Genomic DNA, 20,389 nt, shown 5'->3' on the forward strand with positions numbered 1-20,389 from the left:
CCGCCAGTCACTCAGTCAGCGGTAGCGCGATACCGAACACGATCGGAGCGAACAGTCCGACGACGATACCGAGCATTTCGAGATCGAGGAACAGCGTGTGTCCCCACGCCGGAAGCGAGCCGAGGACGGCGGGGCCGAGGGCCTCGCCGAGCAGCCCGGCGACGAGCAGCCCGACGCCGAGGAGGAAGCCGTTTCGAGTCAGTTTCGGATAATCGAGATCGCCGTATCGTCCCATATCGACTGGGCGTCGGGAGAGCGAAAAAAGCGTTTCTACTTCGACGGCGCGGAAACGAAAAGAGTCATAGTGTCCCATCGGAGAGAACAGGACATGATCGAAAGCGCAGGCGAAATACTCCCGGAGTTGTTCTACACGGCCCTCGCGAGCGGGCTGGCCGGTATCGGACTGCTCGCCGAAGCCACGAGTTGGCAGACGATTTCGGGCGGCGAGACGGTCGTCGGCATGTGGATGGCCGCTGTCGGCCTCGTCGCGCTGTACGCCGGGTTCAAGCTCGTCAGCGAGAAGGGGCTTCCGACGCTGCAGTGACGGCACCGTCCCGAAACACGATCGTTCTCGCGCGGTAACGTCCGACTTCTCGACGCGTTTGGCCGAACAGCCAACAGCGGTCAGTACTCGGCTCGACGCCAGCGCCACAGCGCCAGTCCGAGTTCGTACGCCGCGAGGACGGCGAGGACACCGGCGGCGACCGTCGGGGCCGGCAGGGCGATCGAGTCGGCCGCCTGGACCAGCGGCGGACGGGGGTTCGCGAAGTAGCCGATGGCAACTGCGGTGATCCAGAGGGGGATCCGGGCGCGGCGGAGGCGGAGCAGCGTCTGATAGCTCCGTCGGGTCGCCCGCCCTTTGAGCGTCAGGAGCGTCCCCTCGAAGATGGCGATGATGACGAGCGCGACGAGCGCCGGGAGATACCCGAGCAGTCCGACGCCGTCGATCACGTCGACGACGACCGTCGGGATCGCGTCGTAGTAGCTGCCGGGCATCGGGAGCGAGCTGAGCACGTAGCCGACCAGCCCGGTCGTCGCCCAGACGTACGGTCGCGCGGCCGTCGCGTTCTCCAGGGTCGGCTCGAGCGAGCCGTCACCGGTCCAGTACAGCAGGGCGAGCGTCCCCTCGAACAGGACGATCATCGTCGCCGTGACGATGAACGGCGCCATACCGGTCGGATCGGGATTGAAGATGAACGCGACCGTCGCGAACCCGGCCCAGAAGTACAGACGACGATCGGCGAGCCAGCGTCGGGACGTGACGCCCATCATGATCGCGAGCATGATGAACAGCGGGATCTGGAAGATGAAGGCGAAAAAGCCGAGCATCAACACCATCAACTCGAAGGTCTGACCGAGACTGAACGCGATCTCGGCGGCTCCCTCCGAATAGAACAGGAAGTACGTGAAAATCGCGGGGAGCACGAGGATGTGCGCAAAGAGTAGCCCGACAACGGCGAGCACGAGGCTCGTCGGGACGGAAGCCAGGTAATACCGGCGCTCGTGGGAGTACAGCCCGGGGCGCATGAACAGGTAACTCTCGTAGACCAGCACCGGCAGGGCGACGACGAAGCCGGCGAGCGTCGCGACCTTCAGGCGGGCCAGAATGAGCCCGAGCGGGTGATAGACGCGTGGGCAGGCGCTGCTTCTCGCGGCAGAAACGCCCTGTGCGCAGGCCTCCGCGGAGGCCGGCTGGAGATACGAGTACCACAGGAAGTTGATGATCTGTTCGGCGAACGGGAACACGACGCCGCTGACGACCGCCATCACGAGGAGCACCCGTAACAGCCGACTGAACATCTCCTCGATGTGTTCAGTCAGCGGGAGTTCCTCGTCGTCGGGCGCGCCTTCGAGTCCACCCTCCGGGCCGGGCTCGGGATCGTAGGGTTCAGCCGGCGGTGTCGGCTCGTCGCCGGGTACGTCGGCACCGCCGGTTTCACCCTCGGCCATAGTGGACGGCGGTTTGGCCCCACCTATTGTAAGCCTTCTTTTCTCTCCGGCAGGAGCGACAGTCACCACCGGCCCCTCGGCACGAGATCGAGCCGTCGGAAACCCGTCTCGGCCGTCGATGAATAAATTGATAACACCGAGTCGGCAAATGCCCCCGAAGAGCTATGTCCGGCGCACTCGATGATGACACCCGTCGTGCTATCGCTGGAGGACGCGCTGCGCTCGGACAGACGCTGAAGACGATACAGAAGCACTTACAGGTCGTCTTCGTCGTCTTCATTCTCGCGCTGGTCGGAACGATCGTGCTGTTGCGAAACTACATCTGGGACGCCCTCAAGCAGGACCTCCTGACAGAGCAAGCGGAGGTCGTCACGATCACGCCGTTCGAAGTGATCCTCCTGCAGGTCAAGATCGGTCTCATCGTGGGAATCATCGTCTCGATTCCGGTGCTGTTGTATCTCTCTCGGGACGAGCTCAGGCGTCGCGGCTGGCTCCCGGAGACCCCGATCGCACGCTGGAAGATCGCGCTGCTTGCCGGGGGAATCGTCACGCTGTTCATACTCGGGATCGCCTACGCGTATTTCCTCTTCTTCCCGATCATGTTCGAGTTCCTCATCAAAACGGCGGTGAACTCCGGGTTCAACCCGACGTACTCGATCACAAAGTGGATGGAGTTCATCGTGTTCCTGTCGCTGTCGTTCGGGATCGCGGCCCAGCTCCCGCTCGTGATGAGCTCGCTCTCCTATGCCGAGATCGTCCCCTACGAGACGTTCCGCGATCGCTGGAAGGTCGCGGTCTTCGGCCTGTATGCGGGCGGCGCGTTTTTCACCCCCCCGGACCCGCTCACGCAGATCATGTGGGCGACACCGCTGGTCGTGCTGTACGCGGGCAGCCTGAAGTTCACGAATATCATCGTGACGATCAAGCGAAGCAGCGAACAGTTCTCCTTCGGCGAGATCGCGCGGTCGAACTGGAACACCGTCGCCGGGTTCGCGCTGCTGGCGTTCATCGCCGTCTACGCGTTCTTTACGACGGGCGGATTGGCGACGCTGAACGAACTGTTCGGATCGGTGTCGGTATGGCCGACGCTGACGCCGCTGCCGGAATCGACGGGGCTGTCACAGACCACGATCGGGATCCTGTTCGGTCTCGGAGCTGCGGTGTTCGTGGCAATCTCGGTCTTCTATCGGCTCGTCTCCCGGGAGCTAGACACGCTGGATCCGCTGGCGGCCGCGAGGTTCGGTGATCCCACGGAGTTGGACGTGAGCAAGCTCGACGTCTCGGGCGTCCGCGCAGCACCGCTGGAGCCATTCGAGGAGATGAGCGAAGACGAGCTGATGGGGATCGCCTCCGACGCGATCGACGCTGACGAACCGGAGCGGGCCGAAGCGCTGCTGGACAAGTTCGACGAGGCCCAGCAGCGCCTAGACGAGGACGGAGATACCCCGGACGAGGACGCTCCCGAAGACGCCGAGGGCAGCGGGGACGCCCCGGACGACGACTCGGACGTCGTCACCGAGACGACGGCGGGCATGGTCGACGCGTTCACCGACGAGGAGACGACCGAGGACGACATCGGTGGCTACTACCACGACATCACGTTCATCCTGGAGTCGCTGACCTCCAAGGCGTTCCGGATCGTCGGGCTGTTCATGGCAGTGCTGGCCGGGCTGTTCATCTACCTCTACCGACGCGGTATCAGGGACATCAACGCGGACTTCCTCTCGCGGCTGCCGGCCGGAATGAACGCCGGCCAGGTCGAGCCCGTCGCGTTACACCCCGTCGAGCACCTGATCTTCGAGATCAAGTTCAGCGCGCTGGTCGCCGCGCTCGTGACGCTCCCGCTGATGCTGTATTACGCCTGGCCGGCGTTGCGCGAGCGTGGGCTCGTCACGGGGGACAAGCGCGTCCTGATCGTGTGGGGCGGCTCACTGTTCGTCGGGATCGGCATCGGAAGCGCGATCGGCTACTCGCTGGTCGCACCGGCCGTGATTTCCTGGCTCGCACAGGACGTGCTGGGCGCGAACATGATCATCGCCTACCGGATCAAACACTACGCCTGGATGATCGTCTACACGACGATCGGGGTCGGCCTGCTCGCGGAGGTGCCGGTGTCGATGTTCCTGTTTCACTTCGGCGGGTTGATCTCCTTCGATGCGATGCGACGCCGCTGGCGGGAGGTGACGATCGCGATCTTTACCCTCGCGATGTTCTTCACGCCCAGCGGGCTGTTCACGATGTTGTTCATGGGCATTCCAGTGGCACTGGCCTTTTACTTCGGGCTGGCTGTGCTGTGGGTCGCCACGCTCGGCGGCCGCCGCGGCGGTGGCGGCACCACGGTCGAAGAACCGGCGTGATCTGGTTCTTCGGAAGTCCCGTAACAGTGCTCCGATAGCGTTTTAATATTCGCCAAGGGATATCGCAGTATGCCCAAGATAAGCGTCGAAGTGCCGAAGGAACTCCTCGAGGATCTCGACAGACACGTCGGCGAGGACGGAAAGTTCGTCAACCGGAGCGAGGCGATCCGCGCGTCGGTCCGGAAGACGCTGGACGTACTCGACGAGATCGACGCCCGGTACGACCGGCTGGACGATGACGAGGAATAGCTCCCAGCTCGCAGTCCCGCAGGTCGCACTGCTCGCGCTGTTCGTCACGGCGCTGATCACGGCGCAGGTGACCGCCGCGAAGGTGCTGGCGTTCGAGTTGCCAGTGTCGATCCCGATCGCCGGCGAGACGCTGCTGTTGCCGGGGGCGGCACTGGCCTACGCGCTGACTTTCTTCGCCTCCGATTGCTACGCCGAGTTGTACGGCCGCCGGGCGGCCCAGGTAATGGTCAACGTCGCCTTCGCGATGAACTTCGTGTTGCTGGCGCTGGTCTGGAGCACCATCGGCGCGCCGATCGCGGCTGACGCGTCGAGCGTCTCGCAGGCCCAGTTCGCGGACGTCCTAGGGGCTTCGACCGGCATCGTCGTCGGGAGCCTCGCGGCCTACGTCGTCAGCCAGAACTGGGACGTGATCGTCTTCCATCGAATCCGAGACGCCACTGACGGCGAACATCTCTGGCTGCGCAATATCGGCTCGACCGCGACGAGCCAGCTCATCGACACGGTGATCTTCGTCGGGATCGCCTTTTTCCTGTTTCTGGGCGTTCCGCTCGAAGCGGCCCTCTCACTGATCGTCGGGCAGTACCTCCTCAAGCTGGGAATCGCCGCGCTGGACACGCCCTTCGTCTATCTCGTTGTCGGGCTCGTCCGCTCGCGCGAGCAGGACTCGACGGCGCTTGCGTTCGGCGACTGAGACCGGTCAGTCGCCACTGTACGCGTCCAGTGCTGCCCACTCCTCGTCGATCAACTCGCGCACGCCGTGGGTGAGGATCCCCTCGCCCAGGCTGGTTGCCCGATAGTAGGAGTACAGCCCCTCGCGATCGGGCTCGCTGCGCTTGCGGTTCTCGATCAGTCCCACGTCGACCAGTTTGTCCAGGTGGTAGTGCAGCGTGTTCCCCGGCACGTCCAGCAGCTCTTCCAGTTCGGTCGGCGTCATCGGACCCTGTTCGACGAGCATCGATAGTAGCCGGAAACGCGTCTCGTTACCGATCGCTCGCTGCATCGCAAGATAATCCGACAGCTCCAGCAGGCTCTGCTCGGGAAGAAACCGTTCCCGACCGTTTCCGGGTTGTCGTCGTGCTCGGTTACCGCTCTCGGCCATACATATGTATTTAAAATCAGCCACTGTAAGTGTTGCCTGACTCAGCGAATGCTGTATTGATCGCTATTTATATTAGGCTGACGCGAGCGGCAGTATCTATGCGCGATCGGATCATTGGGGAATTGGGTGGTCTCGCTCACGAGCGATTGCTGGTCTATCTGATGGGGCCGTACTCGGCGTTCGACGTTGGGACAGTCCTCCAGGAGACCGAGACACCTGAGGACGTCATCGACCTGCAAGCGCTCCCGGAGGCAGTCGATTTCGGGGCGCTCGTCGGCACTGACGAAGGCGGCGAGGGCGAAGAGGCGACGCTCGATCTCCTGTTGGACGTACGGGACGCGCTCCGTACCGATCCGGGAGTGAACGCCTTCCTGGCGATCGATGTCGATGTACCCCTCGAGGAAATGGACGCCGCGACCCAGAGCATCGAGTTCGCGCTGGCCAGCAACGCCGTCGTCTACGTCGTCCCGAAGGTCGGCGACAACCTCGGCGTCGGCATCGAGACCGGCGCGGTGCTGGAGGCGATCTTCCAGCGCGAGGCGGATCCGACCGACCACCGCGATCGCGTCATCTTCGTCCACGAGGAGGGCGTCACGAGCGCGATGATCGCGGCAGTCCTCGATCGCTGGGACGCTCGCGTCTACGATTACACGGACCACGACGATCTCGTCCGGCAGGTCCGACTGTTCGTCAGAGATATCGTCCGGCGCGAGCAGGTCGGCGACCTCTCGAAGCTAGATTGAACGACGCTCGCCTACGCTCTACGCTTCAGCCACCGGCACGACCGCAATCTCCATCTCGATGCCTTCGACCTCCCAGGTCTTGCGGTGGCCGTCCTCGACGCGTCCGAGTTCGTCGGCACGGACCTCCTCTGTGATCAGGTCCTCGTGCTCGGCCACGAGGTCAGCGACGCGGTCGTCACTGACGTTCAGATCGACGCGGATCCGTGCTTCGAGATCGAGTTCGAGATCCTTGCGCATCTCCTGCACGCGGCGGATGACCTCGCGGGCGTAGCCCTCGCTCTCGATGTCCTCGGTGAGCGTCGTGTCGACGTAGACGACGCCCTCGCCGTCCAGAGCTTCGAAGGACGTGCCTGCAACACCGTCGGGTAGCTGGCGGACGAGCTCGACCATGTCTTCCTCGAGGTCGACGCCACGCCCGAGTTCGTCGGCGACTGCCGCCTCCAGCGCCTCGATGGTGGGTTCGGCGATCCGGGCGTCGTTGCAGGCCTGCATGACCTCCTGGGCGTCGCCGCCGAACGCGGGCCCGAGCTTGCTCATGTCGGCCTCGGCGCTGTAGGTGAGCTCGCCCCAGTCCGCGTCGGGCTCGATGACCTCGACACGCCGGGCGTTGAGTCGATCAGCGATCAGCTCCGAGCGGAGTTCGACTGTTCCCGGCAGATCGCCGGTCTCGTCGGTCCCGACGTCGACGACGACGCGCTTGACGGGCCAGCGGAGCTTGCGTTCGGCCTGCTGGCGGGCGTTCGAGCCCGCTTCCTCGACCGCACGAACGACCGCGATGTCGTCCTCGAGGCCGACATTCTGCCAGTCGCCGTCGCGCTCGGGGAAGTCACACATGTGGACCGTCGGATGACCGGCGTCGCCGGTGAGATTCTGGTAGATCTCCTCGCTGATAAATGGGGCATAGGGCGCGAGCAGTGCGACGATCTCCTCAAGGACGCGATAGAGCGTCGCGTAGGCGGCCAGTTTGCTCGGGCTGTTTTCCTCTTCCCACATGCGCTCTCGGACTTCCTGGATGTAGAACCGGGAGACGTCCTCGACGACGAAATCGAGCAGCGCGTGCAGCCCCTTGTCGTGCTCGAAGTCATCGAAGGCCGCATCCATCTCGGCTTTCACAGTCTGGAGCCGGGAGAGCAACCACTCGTCGATGAGTTCGAGGTCCGCTTCGACGGACTCGACGGTCGTCTCTTCGGGGTCAAAGCCGTCGGCCCGCATATACGGCAGCGGGAACCGGAAGACGTTCCAGAGGATGTTCAGCCGCCGGCCCATCTCCTGGGTCTCGTCCCAGGAGAAGTTCATATCCTCGCCCTGCGCGGTGACAGAGAGAAGGAACAGCCGCATCGGATCCCGGCCGTGCTCGTCGATGACTTCGTGGGGATCGACGAGAATGCCCTTCGATTTGGACATCCCGCGGCCGTCGGGCATGTTGGCGTAGCCGTGCATCAGCACCTCGTCGTAGGGGATCTCACCCATCGACGCGCCGCCCATGCCGAGCTGGGACCAGAACCACCCGCGGGTCTGGTCGTGGGCCTCGATGATGAGATCGGCGGGCCACAGCTCCTCGAATTTCTCAGACTGCTCGGGATAATCCAGCGTGCCCCACGTCGCGACCGAGGAATCGAGCCACACGTCGAAGACGTCCTCGACGCGGGTGTGAGTGGTCCCGTTCTCGGTGATCGTCAGCTCGTCGACGGTGTCCTTGTGCAGATCGACGGTTTCGGGATCGACGTCCTGATCGACCCGCTCGGCGAGTTCCTCGCGGTCGCCGACGACGATGGCGTCGCTCATCTCCCCACTCCAGTCTTCTGGGGTCCAGATCGGGATCGGGATCCCCCAGTAGCGCTGGCGGGAGACGTTCCAGTCGGGGGCTTCCTCGACGAAGTCCCGGAAACGGTTGTCCCGGGCCCACTCGGGGTGCCACTCGCTGTCCTCGATGAGCTCCAGCAGTTCGTCTTTGATGTCGGTAATCGTAATGAACCACTGATCGGTGACGATCCGGACGATGTCAGTGTCACAGCGCCAGCAGTGTCCCTCGCGGACGCTCGTCGTGTCGTGTGCGAGCAGCAGGTCCTTGGCGTCCAGATCCGCGATGATCTCGTCGTTTGCGTCCCGGACGAACGTGCCCGCGTACTCCCCCGCCTCGTCGGTGTACTCCCCGTTCGGACCGACCGGACAGAAGATCTCCAGATCGAGTTCCTGCCCGCGCTCGAAGTCCTCCTCACCGTGGCCGGGCGCGGAGTGGACGAGCCCAGTGCGGTCGGCCTCGACGTACTCCGCGGTGTAGACCTGCCCGGACCCCGCAGCCTGGGCGTGGTCGGGCACTTCCTCCGCAAGGGGGTGGTCGTACTCCCAGCCGACCATCTCCTCGCCGTCGAGATGCTCGACGACCTCGTAGTCGTCGTAGCGACCCTCTCTGAGCACGTCCTCGACGACCGCCTCGGCGACGTACAGGCGTTCGGTCTCGCCGTCTTTCGTGGCGTCCACGCCAACGTATTCCAGCTCGCCGTCGACGGCGACGAAGGTATTGGCGACGATGGTCCAGGGCGTGGTGGTCCAGATGACGAGGTATTCGTCGCTCGCGGCGTCGCCGTCTTCTCGCGGGCTTTGCCCGCTCGAACGGTCCGCGGAACTCCGTTCCGCGCTACTCGCGCGTTCCGAGGACTCGCTTCGCTCGTCCTCGCGCTCCCGCTCTGCGAGGGGGAACTTGACGTAGATCGAGGGCTTGCCGACCTGGTCGTACTCGACCTCGTTGTTGGCGATGGCCGTCTCACACCGCGGACACTGGTTGATCGAGCGTTTGCCCTGCTCGACGAGGCCGCGCTCGTGGGCGTTCTCGAAGCCCCACCAGGCCGCCTCCATGTACTCGGGGTCGACCGTCTTGTAGGGGTCGTCCCAGTCCATCCAGACGCCGAAATCCTGGAAGTCGCTCTGCAGGCCTTCGAGTTGCTCGTCAGCGAAGGCCTTGCACTCCTCGATGAAGGCGTCCTCGCCGAACTCCTCGATGTCTTTCTTGTTCTGGAAGTCGAGTTGCTCCTCGACTTTCGTCTCGATGGGGAGCCCGTGCATGTCGTAGCCGGGGCGATCGGTCACATCGTAGCCCTGCATCCGGAGATAGCGGATGTAGATGTCCTTCAGGGTCTTGTTCCAGGTCGTACCCATGTGCGCCGCTCCCGACGTGTAGGGCGGCCCATCGACGAAGAAAAAGTCCTCGCCGTCGGCGCGGTGCTCCACAGTCTTCTCGTAGGCGTCGACTTCCTCCCAGTAGTCGAACACACGCTCCTCGACAGCGTGTGGGTCGTACTGGTCGTCGACGTCGGCGAACCGGTCCATACTGGAAGGAATCGCCGCCGGGATTAAAGGACAATCGGTTGTGTGCCAACGCTTCGAGAGCGGCGACGTGCGCGTTACCGAAGCAACGTCAGGAACATCTTGAACTGCGACGCGGCCTCCACAGCGTGCGGTTCGTCCGCCGGGAGGACGATCGACTCGCCGGCCGCGACCTCGTGTTCAGTGCCGGACACGGTGACGAGGGCGGTCCCGTCGACGACCTGCAAGATGGCGTCGTGCGGTGCCGTGTGCTCGCTGAGACGCTCACCTTCGTCGAAGGCAAAGACAGTGACAGTGACTGCCTCCTCGTCGACGAGCGTCTGACTCACGACGGCACCGGACTGATAGTCGAGCAAATCCCCGATTTCGAAGGACGAGCCGGCGAGATCGAGGAGTTTCTCGCGATCGGACATCAGGAGAGATCGATGTCGGCGGAGTTGTCTCGCCGCTCGAAGGCCACTTCCAGGATCCCGTTGTTGTAGGTCGCGCTGGCCGAATGCTCGTCGACGGCGGCCGGGAGCTGGACGCGCTCGGAGTACTCGCGTTCGGGACCCGCGGCGTCGATGGTCAGTTCCTCGCCGTCGCATTTCAGATCGATGGCGTCCTTCTCGACGCCGGGGATATCGGCGACGACGCGGACCTCGTCGTCTTTCTCGTAGAGGTCGAGGTGGATGTCACGACCGTGGTTCTGGCCGCTGTCGCCGTGGCGCTCGACGTGCATGTCGAACTCGCCACCGGTCATCTCGTTCATCATCCGTTCCAGTTCGCGGAAGAAGTCGTCGAAGGGGTCGTCGCGATCGTCCCGTCTCATACCCGCAGGTATGGCTGTCCAACCCAAAAGCCTTCGCCTCGGAGCCCAACGGGCCGGTACAACACGGGAACTCGATCGCCTGACACCACCTGTTTCGACCACCGACTACAGAACCCGGAACGAATCGGCCGGCTCGCTCGGCACGCGTCGAAGTCCTGCCTTATTGTTTAGGTGAATCAGTTACACGCGCGCGACAATAACCGAAAAACATTTACTCGCTACCGTAGCAATTTCACACGGAGTAGTAATCATGAGTGCAAGCGACACGGTCAGGATCGGGATCAACGGTTTCGGCCGCATCGGACGATGTACCTTCCGCGCCGCGCTGAACAACGACGACGTCGAGATCGTGGGGATCAACGACGTGATGGACTTCGATCAGATGGAGTACCTGGCGAAATACGACACGACGCTGGGTAATCTCCCCTACGACCTCGAACGGGATGGGGACACGATGGCTGTCGACGGTGAGGACATCTCACTGTACAACGTCCAGAACCCCGAGGAGTTGCCGTGGGACGACCTGGACGTCGACGTCGCCGTCGAGTCGACGGGGATCTTCCGAACGAAGGACGAGGCTTCGGCGCACCTCGATGCCGGTGCCGACAAGGCGCTGATCTCCGCGCCGCCAAAAGGCGACAAGCCGGTGCCGCAGTTCGTCTACGGCGTCAACCACGACGAATACGACGGTGAGGACATCGTCTCCGGCGCGTCCTGTACGACCAACAGCGTCTCGCCGCCGATGTACGTCCTGGTCGAGGAGTTCGGTGTCAACGCCGCCGAGATGACGACCATCCACGCCTACACGGGCTCGCAGAACATCGTGGACGGTCCCAAGAGCAAGACCCGCCGCGGTCGCGCGGCCGCCGAGAACATCGTCCCGACGACGACCGGCGCGTCGACGGCGACGACGGACATCCTGCCCGAACTGAAAGGCAAGTTCGAGGCCATGGCGATCCGCGTCCCGACCCCCAGCGGGTCGATCACCGAGATCGTCGCGGACCTGGAGGGCAACCCCAGCGCCGAGGAGATCAACGCCGCCATGGAGGAGTACGCCAACGGCGAACTCGAAGGCTCGATGGGCGCCATCGACGACGAGATCGTCTCCCGTGACATCCTCGGGTGGGAGTACGGGTCCGCGGTCGACCTCGAGCAGACCAGCACGGTCGAAGGCGGCGACCTCGCGAAGATCTTCGCCTGGTACGACAACGAGATGGGCTACACGGCCCAGATGATGCGCCTCGCCGAGTACATCGCGTAAACCATCCCGCGAACTGCACCGTTTTTTCAGACACGCGCCACCGAACCAGATACGACACCATGCCCGAATACAACACGCTCGACGACCTCGAGCCCGGCCAGCGCGTCCTCGTCAGGGTCGACCTCAACTCCCCTGTCGAGGACGGCGTGGTACAGGACAACAACCGATTCGACCGATACGCCGAAACCGTCGCTGCACTCGCAGAAGACGACCACAAGGTCGTGCTGATGGCCCACCAGGGCCGGCCCGGCCGTGACGATTTCGTCTCGCTCGACCAGCACGCCGAGATCCTCGAAGGGTACGTCGGCAAGCCGATCGACTTCGTCGACGACATCTACGGCGACGACGCCATCGACGCCATCGAAGGCCTCGACGCGGGTGAGATCCTCCTGCTGGAGAACACCCGGATGGCCGACGACGAACTGCCCGAAAAGCCCGCCGAGGAACACGCCGAGAGCGAGTTCGTCCAGACGCTCGCGCCGCTGTTCGACGCCTTTGTCAACGACGCTTACTCGGCGGCCCACCGCGCTCACGCCTCGACGGTCGGCTTCGCGGTCGAACTGCCGACCTACGCCGGCCTCGTGATGGACAAGGAGTACCAGTACAACACCTCGGTCGCCGAGAAGGAGTTCGACGGCCAGGTGACGATGCTCTGCGGCGGCAACAAGTCCGAGGACGTCATCAGCGTCGTCAACAACCTCGAGGAGAAGGTCGACACCTTCCTCGTCGGCGGTCTGCCCGGGGAACTGTTCCTCCGCGCCGAGGGCGAGCCCGTCGGGATGGACGTCGGCGGGATGGACCTGCTGGACGACCAGTGGGAAGAGACCAAAGACACCCTCGAAGACCTCGTCGAGAACCGCCGCGACGACTTCGAGCTGCCCGTCGACTTCGCCTACGAGGACGAGAACGGCGAGCGCGCCGAGATCTCCCTCGAGGACATCGACGAGAAAGAGACCGGCTATCTCGACATCGGCCACGAGACGATCGAGGCCTATGAGCCGATCATCCGCGAGTCCGAGGCCGTCTTCGTGAAGGGCGCGGTCGGCGTCTTCGAGGACGAGCGCTTCGCCGACGGCACGGTCGAACTCATCGAGGCCATCGGCGAGACCGATTGCTTCTCGGTCGTCGGTGGCGGTGACACCGCCCGGACGCTGTCGCTGTACGGCCTCGACGAGGACGACTACGACCACGTCTCGATCGCCGGCGGCGCCTACCTCAACGCCCTGACCGGCCAGGAACTCGTCGTCGTCGACGTGCTGAAGAAATACGCGTAAGGCGTCTCGTCGTTTTCCCGGCCGTTCCTGTCTCTCAGGAACCATTTCCTGGACACGATCGGCACGAACGCTCGTGTCGAGCCACCTCCGTCCGACTGCCTTTTTGACTTACCCGGCCGTACCTCCGCGTATGCAAGTTGGAGTCGTCTCAGATACGCACGACAACGGCGAGGTAGTCGAACGAGCAGTCGGGACGTTCCACGACGAGGGCGTCGACGCCGTGATCCACTGTGGCGACATCGTCGCGCCCTTCTCGGCGACACCGTTCGATTCGGCGGCCTTCGACTTCTACGCGGTCCGGGGCAACAACGACGGCGAGTGGAGCCTCCAGAACGTCGTCGGGGAGTTCGGCACATACCTCGGAGAGATGGGCGAATTGACCTTCGACAGTGCGGAGTTCGCGATCTATCACGGGACGAGCGAACCGATCGTGTCGGCCCTGATCGAGAGCGGCAACTACGACTACGTCTGTCGCGGTCACACCCACGAGCGCGTCCACGAACAGCAGAACGGAGCCATCCACCTCAATCCCGGTGGGATCGCGATTCCGGACGCACCCGAGGCGCCCGCCGTGATCGTCCTCGACACCGAAACTGGCGACGTTGAGTTCCACGATCTCGGGTGAGCCGTCGTGACTCGGGGCCGGATCAGTCACATAAAGTCCGCGTCCCCGGACTATTACATAAAGTCCGCGATTCCTGACTGTTTGTTCTTGTCGTTCTCGAATATTCGTTCGATCGAGCGTTCGAGAATCTCCAGACGCTGTTTCGTATAGGGGCGGCAGTCGAACTCCTCAGCGACCTCCGTGGCGGTGTCGATGTACTTGTTGACCGAGCCCTCGTGGACAGTCAGGTTGACCCGGCCGCCGCACTCCCGACACTCCCCCGACAGCGGAGCACGGCGGTACGACTCCCCGCAGTCGAGACACCGGTACTCCTGGCGGGAGAACGCCCGGAGGTTGCCGATCAGGTCCGGCAGGAAGTGATATTCGATGATCCGCTCGGCGACGTCAGTCTCATCAACAGCCCGCAGCTTCCGGGAGAGTTCGAGCTGGGCGTCCATCTTGTCCTCCATCGAGCCCAGGGTCTTGTAGGCCGACAGATCCGGTCCCATAGCGATGTCAGTGGTGTCGTGGGTGTGATCGAAGCCGGTGTACTCGTTGTCGGTGCCAAGCGTCTCCTCGGCAATTGTCATGATGTCCTCGACGTCCTCGGGGTCGACCATCTCCCGCGTGGCCTCGTAGAACTCACGGGGATACTCCCGCATGATGTCGATGTTGTGGGCCTCGTCGTCGATCTCTGAGGGATCGATACGGGAGGACATGACCAGTGGTGCATCCATACGACCACCGCGCTGATCCGGGAGGTACTTCTTGCTGAAGTTCAACAACCCGTCCATCAGTAGCATCACACAATCTTCGTCACCGTCGCAGTTCCGGCGTTTCGCGGCGTGAAAGTACGGATGGGCGTAGCCCACGGCCGCAGTCGTAAAGCCGACGACGCGGCCGACCGTCGCGGCGCTGGTGTGCGGTGCCATCCCGAAGACGAGTTCGCCGACCAGATCCTGTCTGTCTTCGAGTTCGTAGAACGGGTCGATCCCGTAGTACTTGGCCAACAGGTCGTCGACGAAATCCGCCGTCTTGAGCATGTGCTCGGCCGCACCGTCCGAGAGAACGATATCCTGCACGCGAAGCTCGACGAGCTGGTCGTCGTGCCGTAACGGATCGCCGTTGACGTCCTCCTCGTAGCCGAGCTCCCGGAACTGCTCAGCGGTGACGTCCAGTTCTGCCGGCCGGACCGAGGTAACGGGCAGGTCGGTCATGTCGTAGCGGACCGTGCCGTCCTTGAACGCCGAAACGTCGTGTTTCGCCCGCAAGACGCCTTTCTCCATCGGTTCGGGGACTTTCTCCTTCGAGGAGAGTCCCTTGACGCCTTTCAGCACGTCGAAAGCCGCCTCGCGCTCGCCGACGGAATCGAGCGCCGACCGGTAGGCCTCGTGGACATCGATCGTTTTCCTCTGAGTGGGGCGGGCCAGCGTCTCACACCGCGAGCATTCGGCCCGGCCGGACTCGTCGGGTTCGACCTCCTGGCCGCAGTCCGGGCAGACGTAGACGACTTCCGCGGCTCCGCCACACTCCGGGCAGCGCGCCTCGTGGGTCTCGGTTCCGCACTCGACACACCGCCGCCGGCTGACTTCGACTTCGACCAGTCCAGGCTGGTCCTGCATGTTCTCGGCGTGGGTGCCCGCTTTCGAAACGTCGCGCTGGGCTCCCCCGGCCTCGCCGATCGGAAAGAGCGTATGCACGGCGGGTGAGAGTTCCCGTTCCTCTGATTTCTCGGGTCGGCCCATCCGGTTACCGATCCTGGTCGGCGCACGCTCGCGCACCTGAAACGGAGCGACCTCGTTGATCGCGACGATTGCATTGTCCCCGTCGGCATACGTTCGAGCACGCTCGGAGAGGTCCTCCCGGGACCACTCCCGGTCGAGGTCGTCGTCGAACCCCATCGACCGGACCAGCGGTCGCCACTCGGAGACGATCAACGACTCCTCAGTCTGGACGTGAGTGACGAGTAAGGTCTCCAGGGCCTCCCGGGCGGTCTCGGTCCGTGGGACGACGAGACCCACGTTTCCATCGGAAACAGAGGGGTGTTCGTTTTCAATAGTTGCGCCATCCGGTACGGCTATATCAGCACGTTCGACGGCTGAGGCTAGTTCACACATGTCCTCGATGGTAATGTCGTGCCAGCAATAGGTGTATTTCGGATGGAGAGGAGCGGCGTACTCGTCGGCCCATTCGAGTGCTTCCTCAGGTGAGGGGGCCTCCAGATCGACCGCGACGGCGTCTCGCATCGCCTGGACGTCCGCGCCCGCCTCCTCGAAGTCCTTGACCCACCACTCGACGGTGTAGGAGGCGGGGACGAGCGGGTGGTTGTTCTCGACGAACTCGCCGTAGTTGACCAGGTACTCCCCGATGTCGAGGACTGCCTCGACGCCGTTGCGGACCTCGATGGCCTCCTCGGGGTCGTCGATCCGGCGGACCTCGCCGTTCGCGAGCTTGACCATCGGCCCTTCGATGGAGTCGACGGGGACGACCCCCGCGGCCTTGCCCGGACGCTCGGTCTTGAGCTGGGTCCCGGCCGCCAGGAAGTCGTCGACCAGGTGCATCGTCGCCGGGTGGACGCCCGCCGTCGCGTTCCCGTGGTTGCGCGCCCGGCCGTACCGGAGTCGGAACCCGCCCGGCTCGCTCGGATGGGTGAACACCGGCCGCCCGGCGATCAGGTCCCGCAGGAATTTCTCGGAGGGGTCAGCGCGCGGCGGTCCGGCCAGTTCGTCGTCCGGTTCGCCGTCCTCGACGTCTGTGTCCGCGTCGTCAGCGTCAGCCTCGGTGTCGCTATCCTCCGCGTCTGTGTCGTCCTCGCCGTCGTCTTTCCCGATCGTGCCGTCGATCAGGTCCTGGAGCCAGGGCCACTCGACCTCATCGAGGTTGCGCGTGTAGCGCTGGATCTTCGGTGCCTTGAGCGCGATCCCCTCGGCGAAGACCAGACACATCCCGCCGCGCGAAGAGTTGGTGTCGACCCGTTCGAGGTCGCGAAAGCCCGAAACTTCCTCGTCGCCGGTGGCCTCGCCGTCGAGCATGATCGGGATGTGCTCGGCGATGAACGTGCTCTCTTTTTCCTTGGGCGAGTACTGCAGCCCGGTCTCCTTGTCGTAGAGGGCGACTTCCTCGGCGTAGCGGTTGATCTCCTCCTCGCGGGGTTTGTACTGGTCGATCCCCAGCATCGCGCGTGCGTAGTCGGCCACGAGAACGGAGAGGGCCTGGGCAGTCCCGCCGGCTGAGCGAATCGGCCCGGCGTAGTAGATGTTGATGAACTCCGAGCCGTCGTCGTTTTCGAGGATCTCGACCCGGTCGATCCCTTCGATGGGTGCGGCGACGACCCCTTCGGTGAGCAGGGCGACCGCCGTCCGAACAGCGCCCTCGATCTTGCCCGCCTTGGAGTCGTAGTTGCCGACGCTGCCGTCGACGAAGTCCTCGACCAGTTCCAGAGCGGCTTCCTCGCGAGACATCTCGCCTTCGAGTTCGCGAACTCGCTCGGCGACGCCCTCGATCCCGAGGATGTTCTCGACACGGTCGGCCATGTCCCGCGCAGTCGGAATCTCGACTTCGGGTACGGGATCGCCGCCGCGCTCGCGGGCCTCGTTGGCGATCGCTATCGCCTCTTCGAGGCCGGTTTCGAGCGTCTCGAAGTAGCGCTCGTCGACCTCCCTCATAGCGGCCAGAGATCGAGATCGGTCGGTTCGTCGTGGGCGCGTTCGAGCGACTCCTCGAAGGCCCGGACGTACAGTTCACCCGCGAAGACCGTTCCGGCATCGAGGTGGCCCGCAACGGTCGAGCCGTCCGCTCGCGAGAGAACGGCGTGGGTGTGTGCGAACGGGTCGCCCTCGAGCAGCGAGACGTTTCCAATGCAGGCGGCGACCTCCAGCGGTTCGTCGAACTCCATCGGATAATACTCCAGATCGGTCTGATCGTAGTACAGCAGTTTCGCGTCTTGAACGGCACCCAGACCGACGAAAAAGGCGGCCTCGATCTCTTCCGCACGTGCGAAGTCCTCGATCTGTGCGCGCCAGTCCTCGCCGTGTGCGAGACGCGCGACGAACTCGCGGGTTCCCTCGACTTCGCGATAATCCATATCCACACGAAACGGGCGGGAGCGATAAAATAGTTGCCAAGGGCCCGAAGACTGTTTTGTCAGAGTACCGGACGGAAATCGAGTAGTTCGTCAAGACCGACTAACTCGACTGTACTCGGCTGTCATGTGGCTGTCCGGATCGATATGGACAGCGGTTGCTGTCGGTCTGTTCTGGCTCAATTGCGCTTTTTGTGGGTGAACCGGTAATATGCACGACAGTGACCGTCAGTCCTGCCAGCGATCGGGCACCTGGATGGAGTACTTGCCGTCCTCCTGTAGCGCGATGATGTACTCCTCGCGGTCGTACAGTTCCATGAGGTTGAGTTCGTACTGGCCGGGTTCGACGACCTTGATCGACTCGAACTGATCGTTGAGTTCCTCCCGGAGTTCCGAGAGATCGGGGCGGTCGTCGTCGGGTTCCTCGACGACAGTGCCGTCTTCCACAGCCGGTGTCGTCGAGTCGGTGTCCGGGAGCTCGTCCGAGCTGACGATGTCCGAGCGGGCGCTGGCCTGAGCGGCGTCTTCTCCGGTCGGGGGATCGGCAGGTGACTCCGTACCCGCATCGGTAGCCGTGTCGTCGGACCGGTCGTCGAGGGCGACGCCGGCGACGTTCTCCTCGGACGGATCTCGATCCCCGGGCGTCGACGACGCGGCGGGACTCGAAGATGCCGGGGGCGAGTTCACCTCACTCGAATCGGCACCTTCGCTTCCGGTCGAGGAGGGCCCGCCGACTAGGTTCCGGACGGTCGCGGCAGCGTTGCCGACCGTTCCGGTGACACCCTCTTCGGCATCCGGTCGATCCGGCGGTTCGACGTCAGCCGGCGGCTGTTCAGGGATATCGGTCCCCTCGGGGTGGAACTGGAACTTCGTGCCGCCACACTCCGGACAGCCGGAGAGCATCTCCTTGGAGCCGTCCTCGAACACGTGCCCGCAGGTGGTACACTGGTGTGGCATCAGTTCCGGGAGACGAGTGCGCTGATGAGCGTTTCGTCCTTGTGGAGGGTCTCGATCTGATCGGCCGGCCCGATGACGGTCAACTTGTTCGGTGTCGAGTCTTTCCCCATCAGGCGTCCGAGGAAGCTGCCCTCGTCGTCGCCGGACTGTGGATAGCTCTCGATCTCGATTCCGTTGAACTCGTCGGGGCTGATCTCGGTCATCGTCACTTCGATCAGTCGCGATTCCTCGTCCGGAGTGAGCCCTTCTTCCAGGATTACGATGTTGCCCTCGCGGACGCCGTCGAGGATGATCCGGATCTTCTCCATGCTGGTCAGGCCCTCCATGCGCTGACCGCTGATCATGTCGATCTGCACGCCGTCAGTGTCGTCTGGTGCTTTGACTTCTGCCATCGTGATCACCCGAAGTACTCCGCGATCTTGTCGTAGACCTCGTCCATATTGTCGCCTTCCAGCGCGGAGAGAGGCACCGTCTCGTGCTGGGGAAACGCGTTGCGGATGCGCTGGACCGAGGAGTCCTCCAGGTCGATCTTGTTCGCGAAGATCAACACGGGCAGGTCCTGACTCTCGATGATGCCGATCAACATCGTGTTGACCTGCGTGAACGGATCCTCGGCGCTGTCCAGCACGTAGATCACGCCGTCGACGTCCTCGCGAAGCCAGTGCATCGCCTCGGCGACGCCTTCAGTGGCTTCCCTGGAGCGACGGACCGCGTCCTCTTTCTCCATGTCGTGATCGAGGAACTCCGTGTAATCGACTTTCGTCGTCACACCTGGCGTGTCGACGATGTCGATCGAGACGGACTTGCCGTTCCGTTCGATCTCGACGTTCTCTTTCCGACGGGCGCGTCGGGTCTCGTGTGGAATGTGACTCTCCGGTCCGACGGCGTCACCGTGTTCCGTCCAGTCACGAGCGATCCGGTTCGCCAGCGTCGTCTTGCCGGCGTTTGGCGGCCCGTAGATGCCGATACGTTTCGGGTCCTGTTCAGAGAACAGCGACGAAGCTGCACGGGAAATGCTGTCTCTGAGTCCTGTGAGCAGTCCCATCCTCAGTATCCTCCCGCGCCCGATACCGGGCGTCTGGGCGTACAAGCTATCCGTATTCACTTAAGTGTGCGTCAGACACCCATAAACAACCGTACACAACAGGAGGGGAGCTAGTACACTGATCTCGGACGGTGCAAGTTCGCTTCGCTTGTGGAGGTTCGGCCTGATACTGGGTGGCTATACGTTCGGAAAGACATTCGGCACGCTGTCGTGCCGGATCGTTTCGGAATGTTATAGCTATCAGTATGGGAACGGTGGAAACTCCGTTGAATCCCACCTGCGAAAAGTGCGGGGTTATATGTCACACCCATAGTTCAGAGAGATTATTCGAGATACAGTGTCCTAGATTTCCAAACTCCTCACCCCCACCCCTTCGTTTCAAGTGGAACACTGAGCAGGATGGGGTGGGATCGAGTGGAACGAGGGAGGAAACTGTACGAAACGAGGGGACTGACGGCGGCTGGGTCCGAGACGCAGTATATCAAAGCTACTAGAGAGGAGGAGAAATACTAGAAAGAGGTGTGAGAGCGGAATCTAAATCGGGATCGGCTCAGGGACAGGAGTGACTGGAAAAGATACTCGAAAGCACTAAAATGCCGAAAGAGATATCCACGCGAGTCACGGTCACAAACCG

19 protein-coding genes are annotated in these 20,389 nt (G+C 63.2%); 8 read left to right on the forward strand and 11 right to left on the reverse strand.

Features of this window, described 5'->3' with window-relative positions:
* Nucleotides 1-7: 7 nt before the first annotated feature.
* Nucleotides 8-235, reverse strand: coding sequence for a hypothetical protein (locus tag HSEST_RS13645; RefSeq protein WP_229121509.1), 228 nt, complete (start codon nt 233-235; stop codon nt 8-10).
* Between the two features lie 93 nt (nt 236-328).
* Here HSEST_RS13645 and HSEST_RS13650 point away from each other — a divergent pair, with 93 nt between their 5' ends.
* Nucleotides 329-544 (forward strand): hypothetical protein, encoded by a 216-nt coding sequence (locus HSEST_RS13650; protein WP_229121510.1) that lies wholly within the window; start codon nt 329-331, stop codon nt 542-544.
* Nucleotides 545-624: 80 nt separating this feature from the next.
* On the opposite strand, the gene tatC is transcribed toward HSEST_RS13650, so the two are convergent.
* Entirely contained in the window at nt 625-1,950 is a 1,326-nt protein-coding gene (tatC, locus tag HSEST_RS14595) for a twin-arginine translocase subunit TatC (protein ID WP_324254838.1), read from the reverse strand.
* Nucleotides 1,951-2,114: 164 nt separating this feature from the next.
* Between tatC and HSEST_RS13660 the strand changes: the two genes are divergently transcribed.
* From HSEST_RS13660 to HSEST_RS13670, 3 genes are all read left to right on the forward strand, one after another.
* Nucleotides 2,115-4,307, forward strand: coding sequence for a twin-arginine translocase subunit TatC (locus tag HSEST_RS13660; protein WP_229121511.1), 2,193 nt, complete (start codon nt 2,115-2,117; stop codon nt 4,305-4,307).
* A gap of 69 nt (nt 4,308-4,376) precedes the next feature.
* Nucleotides 4,377-4,556 carry a ribbon-helix-helix domain-containing protein gene (locus tag HSEST_RS13665; RefSeq protein ID WP_229121512.1) on the forward strand — a complete coding sequence of 60 codons (180 nt, stop codon included), beginning with the start codon at nt 4,377-4,379 and terminating at the stop codon, nt 4,554-4,556.
* Nucleotides 4,543-5,247, forward strand: coding sequence for a queuosine precursor transporter (locus HSEST_RS13670; RefSeq protein ID WP_229121513.1), 705 nt, complete (start codon nt 4,543-4,545; stop codon nt 5,245-5,247). Before HSEST_RS13665 ends, HSEST_RS13670 begins: the two co-directional genes overlap by 14 nt.
* 6 nt (nt 5,248-5,253) lie before the next feature.
* Here HSEST_RS13670 and HSEST_RS13675 read toward each other — a convergent pair whose 3' ends face one another.
* Nucleotides 5,254-5,655: an ArsR/SmtB family transcription factor gene (locus HSEST_RS13675; protein ID WP_229121514.1), complete on the reverse strand. Its 402-nt coding sequence runs from the start codon at nt 5,653-5,655 to the stop codon at nt 5,254-5,256.
* A gap of 98 nt (nt 5,656-5,753) precedes the next feature.
* Between HSEST_RS13675 and HSEST_RS13680 the strand changes: the two genes are divergently transcribed.
* Nucleotides 5,754-6,398: a DUF7509 family protein gene (locus HSEST_RS13680; protein ID WP_229121515.1), complete on the forward strand. Its 645-nt coding sequence runs from the start codon at nt 5,754-5,756 to the stop codon at nt 6,396-6,398.
* 18 nt (nt 6,399-6,416) lie between these two features.
* Here the strand turns inward: HSEST_RS13680 and ileS are convergent, their stop codons facing one another.
* The 3 genes from ileS to HSEST_RS13695 all read right to left on the reverse strand — a co-directional run bounded on the left by ileS (nt 6,417) and on the right by HSEST_RS13695 (nt 10,533).
* Nucleotides 6,417-9,725 carry an isoleucine--tRNA ligase gene (ileS, locus tag HSEST_RS13685; RefSeq protein ID WP_229121516.1) on the reverse strand — a complete coding sequence of 1,103 codons (3,309 nt, stop codon included), beginning with the start codon at nt 9,723-9,725 and terminating at the stop codon, nt 6,417-6,419.
* A 74-nt stretch (nt 9,726-9,799) separates the two neighbouring features.
* On the reverse strand, nt 9,800-10,135 hold the full coding sequence (locus tag HSEST_RS13690) for a cupin domain-containing protein (RefSeq protein ID WP_229121517.1): 336 nt from the start codon (nt 10,133-10,135) through the stop codon (nt 9,800-9,802).
* Nucleotides 10,135-10,533 (reverse strand): Hsp20/alpha crystallin family protein, encoded by a 399-nt coding sequence (locus tag HSEST_RS13695; RefSeq protein ID WP_229121518.1) that lies wholly within the window; start codon nt 10,531-10,533, stop codon nt 10,135-10,137. Before HSEST_RS13695 ends, HSEST_RS13690 begins: the two co-directional genes overlap by 1 nt.
* Nucleotides 10,534-10,783: 250 nt before the next feature.
* Between HSEST_RS13695 and gap the strand changes: the two genes are divergently transcribed.
* The 3 genes from gap (at nt 10,784) to HSEST_RS13710 (ending at nt 13,693) form a co-directional block, all read left to right on the forward strand.
* Nucleotides 10,784-11,794, forward strand: coding sequence for a type I glyceraldehyde-3-phosphate dehydrogenase (gene gap, locus HSEST_RS13700; RefSeq protein ID WP_229121519.1), 1,011 nt, complete (start codon nt 10,784-10,786; stop codon nt 11,792-11,794).
* Nucleotides 11,795-11,853: 59 nt separating this feature from the next.
* Nucleotides 11,854-13,068: a phosphoglycerate kinase gene (locus HSEST_RS13705; RefSeq protein WP_229121520.1), complete on the forward strand. Its 1,215-nt coding sequence runs from the start codon at nt 11,854-11,856 to the stop codon at nt 13,066-13,068.
* 130 nt (nt 13,069-13,198) lie between these two features.
* Entirely contained in the window at nt 13,199-13,693 is a 495-nt protein-coding gene (locus HSEST_RS13710; RefSeq protein WP_229121521.1) for a metallophosphoesterase, read from the forward strand.
* Between the two features lie 53 nt (nt 13,694-13,746).
* On the opposite strand, the gene HSEST_RS13715 is transcribed toward HSEST_RS13710, so the two are convergent.
* The 5 genes from HSEST_RS13715 to HSEST_RS13735 form a co-directional block, all read right to left on the reverse strand.
* Nucleotides 13,747-17,337 (reverse strand): DNA polymerase II large subunit, encoded by a 3,591-nt coding sequence (locus tag HSEST_RS13715; RefSeq protein WP_229121522.1) that lies wholly within the window; start codon nt 17,335-17,337, stop codon nt 13,747-13,749.
* Nucleotides 17,334-17,756, reverse strand: a complete 423-nt coding sequence (locus HSEST_RS13720) for a PPC domain-containing DNA-binding protein (RefSeq protein WP_229121523.1) — start codon at nt 17,754-17,756, stop codon at nt 17,334-17,336. Before HSEST_RS13720 ends, HSEST_RS13715 begins: the two co-directional genes overlap by 4 nt.
* Nucleotides 17,757-17,981: 225 nt before the next feature.
* Nucleotides 17,982-18,710, reverse strand: coding sequence for an OapC/ArvC family zinc-ribbon domain-containing protein (locus HSEST_RS13725; RefSeq protein WP_229121524.1), 729 nt, complete (start codon nt 18,708-18,710; stop codon nt 17,982-17,984).
* On the reverse strand, nt 18,710-19,102 hold the full coding sequence (locus HSEST_RS13730) for a DUF2073 domain-containing protein (RefSeq protein ID WP_229121525.1): 393 nt from the start codon (nt 19,100-19,102) through the stop codon (nt 18,710-18,712). Before HSEST_RS13730 ends, HSEST_RS13725 begins: the two co-directional genes overlap by 1 nt.
* Before the next feature lie 5 nt (nt 19,103-19,107).
* The gene (locus tag HSEST_RS13735; RefSeq protein WP_229121526.1) at nt 19,108-19,755 is read right to left on the reverse strand and encodes an Era-like GTP-binding protein; all 648 of its coding nucleotides are present in this window, start codon (nt 19,753-19,755) and stop codon (nt 19,108-19,110) included.
* Nucleotides 19,756-20,389: the final 634 nt, after the last annotated feature.

This window comes from Halapricum desulfuricans (assembly GCF_017094465.1).
In the GTDB taxonomy this organism is placed as follows: domain Archaea; phylum Halobacteriota; class Halobacteria; order Halobacteriales; family Haloarculaceae; genus Halapricum.

What these genes read in the sequence shown, in the direction of transcription:
- HSEST_RS13645 (WP_229121509.1), bottom strand. Translation starts at nt 235, where the DNA reads ATGGGACGATACGGCGATCTCGATTATCCGAAACTGACTCGAAACGGC.
- HSEST_RS13650 (WP_229121510.1), top strand. Translation starts at nt 329, where the DNA reads ATGATCGAAAGCGCAGGCGAAATACTCCCGGAGTTGTTCTACACGGCC.
- tatC (WP_324254838.1), bottom strand. Translation starts at nt 1,950, where the DNA reads ATGGCCGAGGGTGAAACCGGCGGTGCCGACGTACCCGGCGACGAGCCG.
- HSEST_RS13660 (WP_229121511.1), top strand. Translation starts at nt 2,115, where the DNA reads ATGTCCGGCGCACTCGATGATGACACCCGTCGTGCTATCGCTGGAGGA.
- HSEST_RS13665 (WP_229121512.1), top strand. Translation starts at nt 4,377, where the DNA reads ATGCCCAAGATAAGCGTCGAAGTGCCGAAGGAACTCCTCGAGGATCTC.
- HSEST_RS13670 (WP_229121513.1), top strand. Translation starts at nt 4,543, where the DNA reads ATGACGAGGAATAGCTCCCAGCTCGCAGTCCCGCAGGTCGCACTGCTC.
- HSEST_RS13675 (WP_229121514.1), bottom strand. Translation starts at nt 5,655, where the DNA reads ATGGCCGAGAGCGGTAACCGAGCACGACGACAACCCGGAAACGGTCGG.
- HSEST_RS13680 (WP_229121515.1), top strand. Translation starts at nt 5,754, where the DNA reads ATGCGCGATCGGATCATTGGGGAATTGGGTGGTCTCGCTCACGAGCGA.
- ileS (WP_229121516.1), bottom strand. Translation starts at nt 9,725, where the DNA reads ATGGACCGGTTCGCCGACGTCGACGACCAGTACGACCCACACGCTGTC.
- HSEST_RS13690 (WP_229121517.1), bottom strand. Translation starts at nt 10,135, where the DNA reads ATGTCCGATCGCGAGAAACTCCTCGATCTCGCCGGCTCGTCCTTCGAA.
- HSEST_RS13695 (WP_229121518.1), bottom strand. Translation starts at nt 10,533, where the DNA reads ATGAGACGGGACGATCGCGACGACCCCTTCGACGACTTCTTCCGCGAA.
- gap (WP_229121519.1), top strand. Translation starts at nt 10,784, where the DNA reads ATGAGTGCAAGCGACACGGTCAGGATCGGGATCAACGGTTTCGGCCGC.
- HSEST_RS13705 (WP_229121520.1), top strand. Translation starts at nt 11,854, where the DNA reads ATGCCCGAATACAACACGCTCGACGACCTCGAGCCCGGCCAGCGCGTC.
- HSEST_RS13710 (WP_229121521.1), top strand. Translation starts at nt 13,199, where the DNA reads ATGCAAGTTGGAGTCGTCTCAGATACGCACGACAACGGCGAGGTAGTC.
- HSEST_RS13715 (WP_229121522.1), bottom strand. Translation starts at nt 17,337, where the DNA reads ATGAGGGAGGTCGACGAGCGCTACTTCGAGACGCTCGAAACCGGCCTC.
- HSEST_RS13720 (WP_229121523.1), bottom strand. Translation starts at nt 17,756, where the DNA reads ATGGATTATCGCGAAGTCGAGGGAACCCGCGAGTTCGTCGCGCGTCTC.
- HSEST_RS13725 (WP_229121524.1), bottom strand. Translation starts at nt 18,710, where the DNA reads ATGCCACACCAGTGTACCACCTGCGGGCACGTGTTCGAGGACGGCTCC.
- HSEST_RS13730 (WP_229121525.1), bottom strand. Translation starts at nt 19,102, where the DNA reads ATGGCAGAAGTCAAAGCACCAGACGACACTGACGGCGTGCAGATCGAC.
- HSEST_RS13735 (WP_229121526.1), bottom strand. Translation starts at nt 19,755, where the DNA reads ATGGGACTGCTCACAGGACTCAGAGACAGCATTTCCCGTGCAGCTTCG.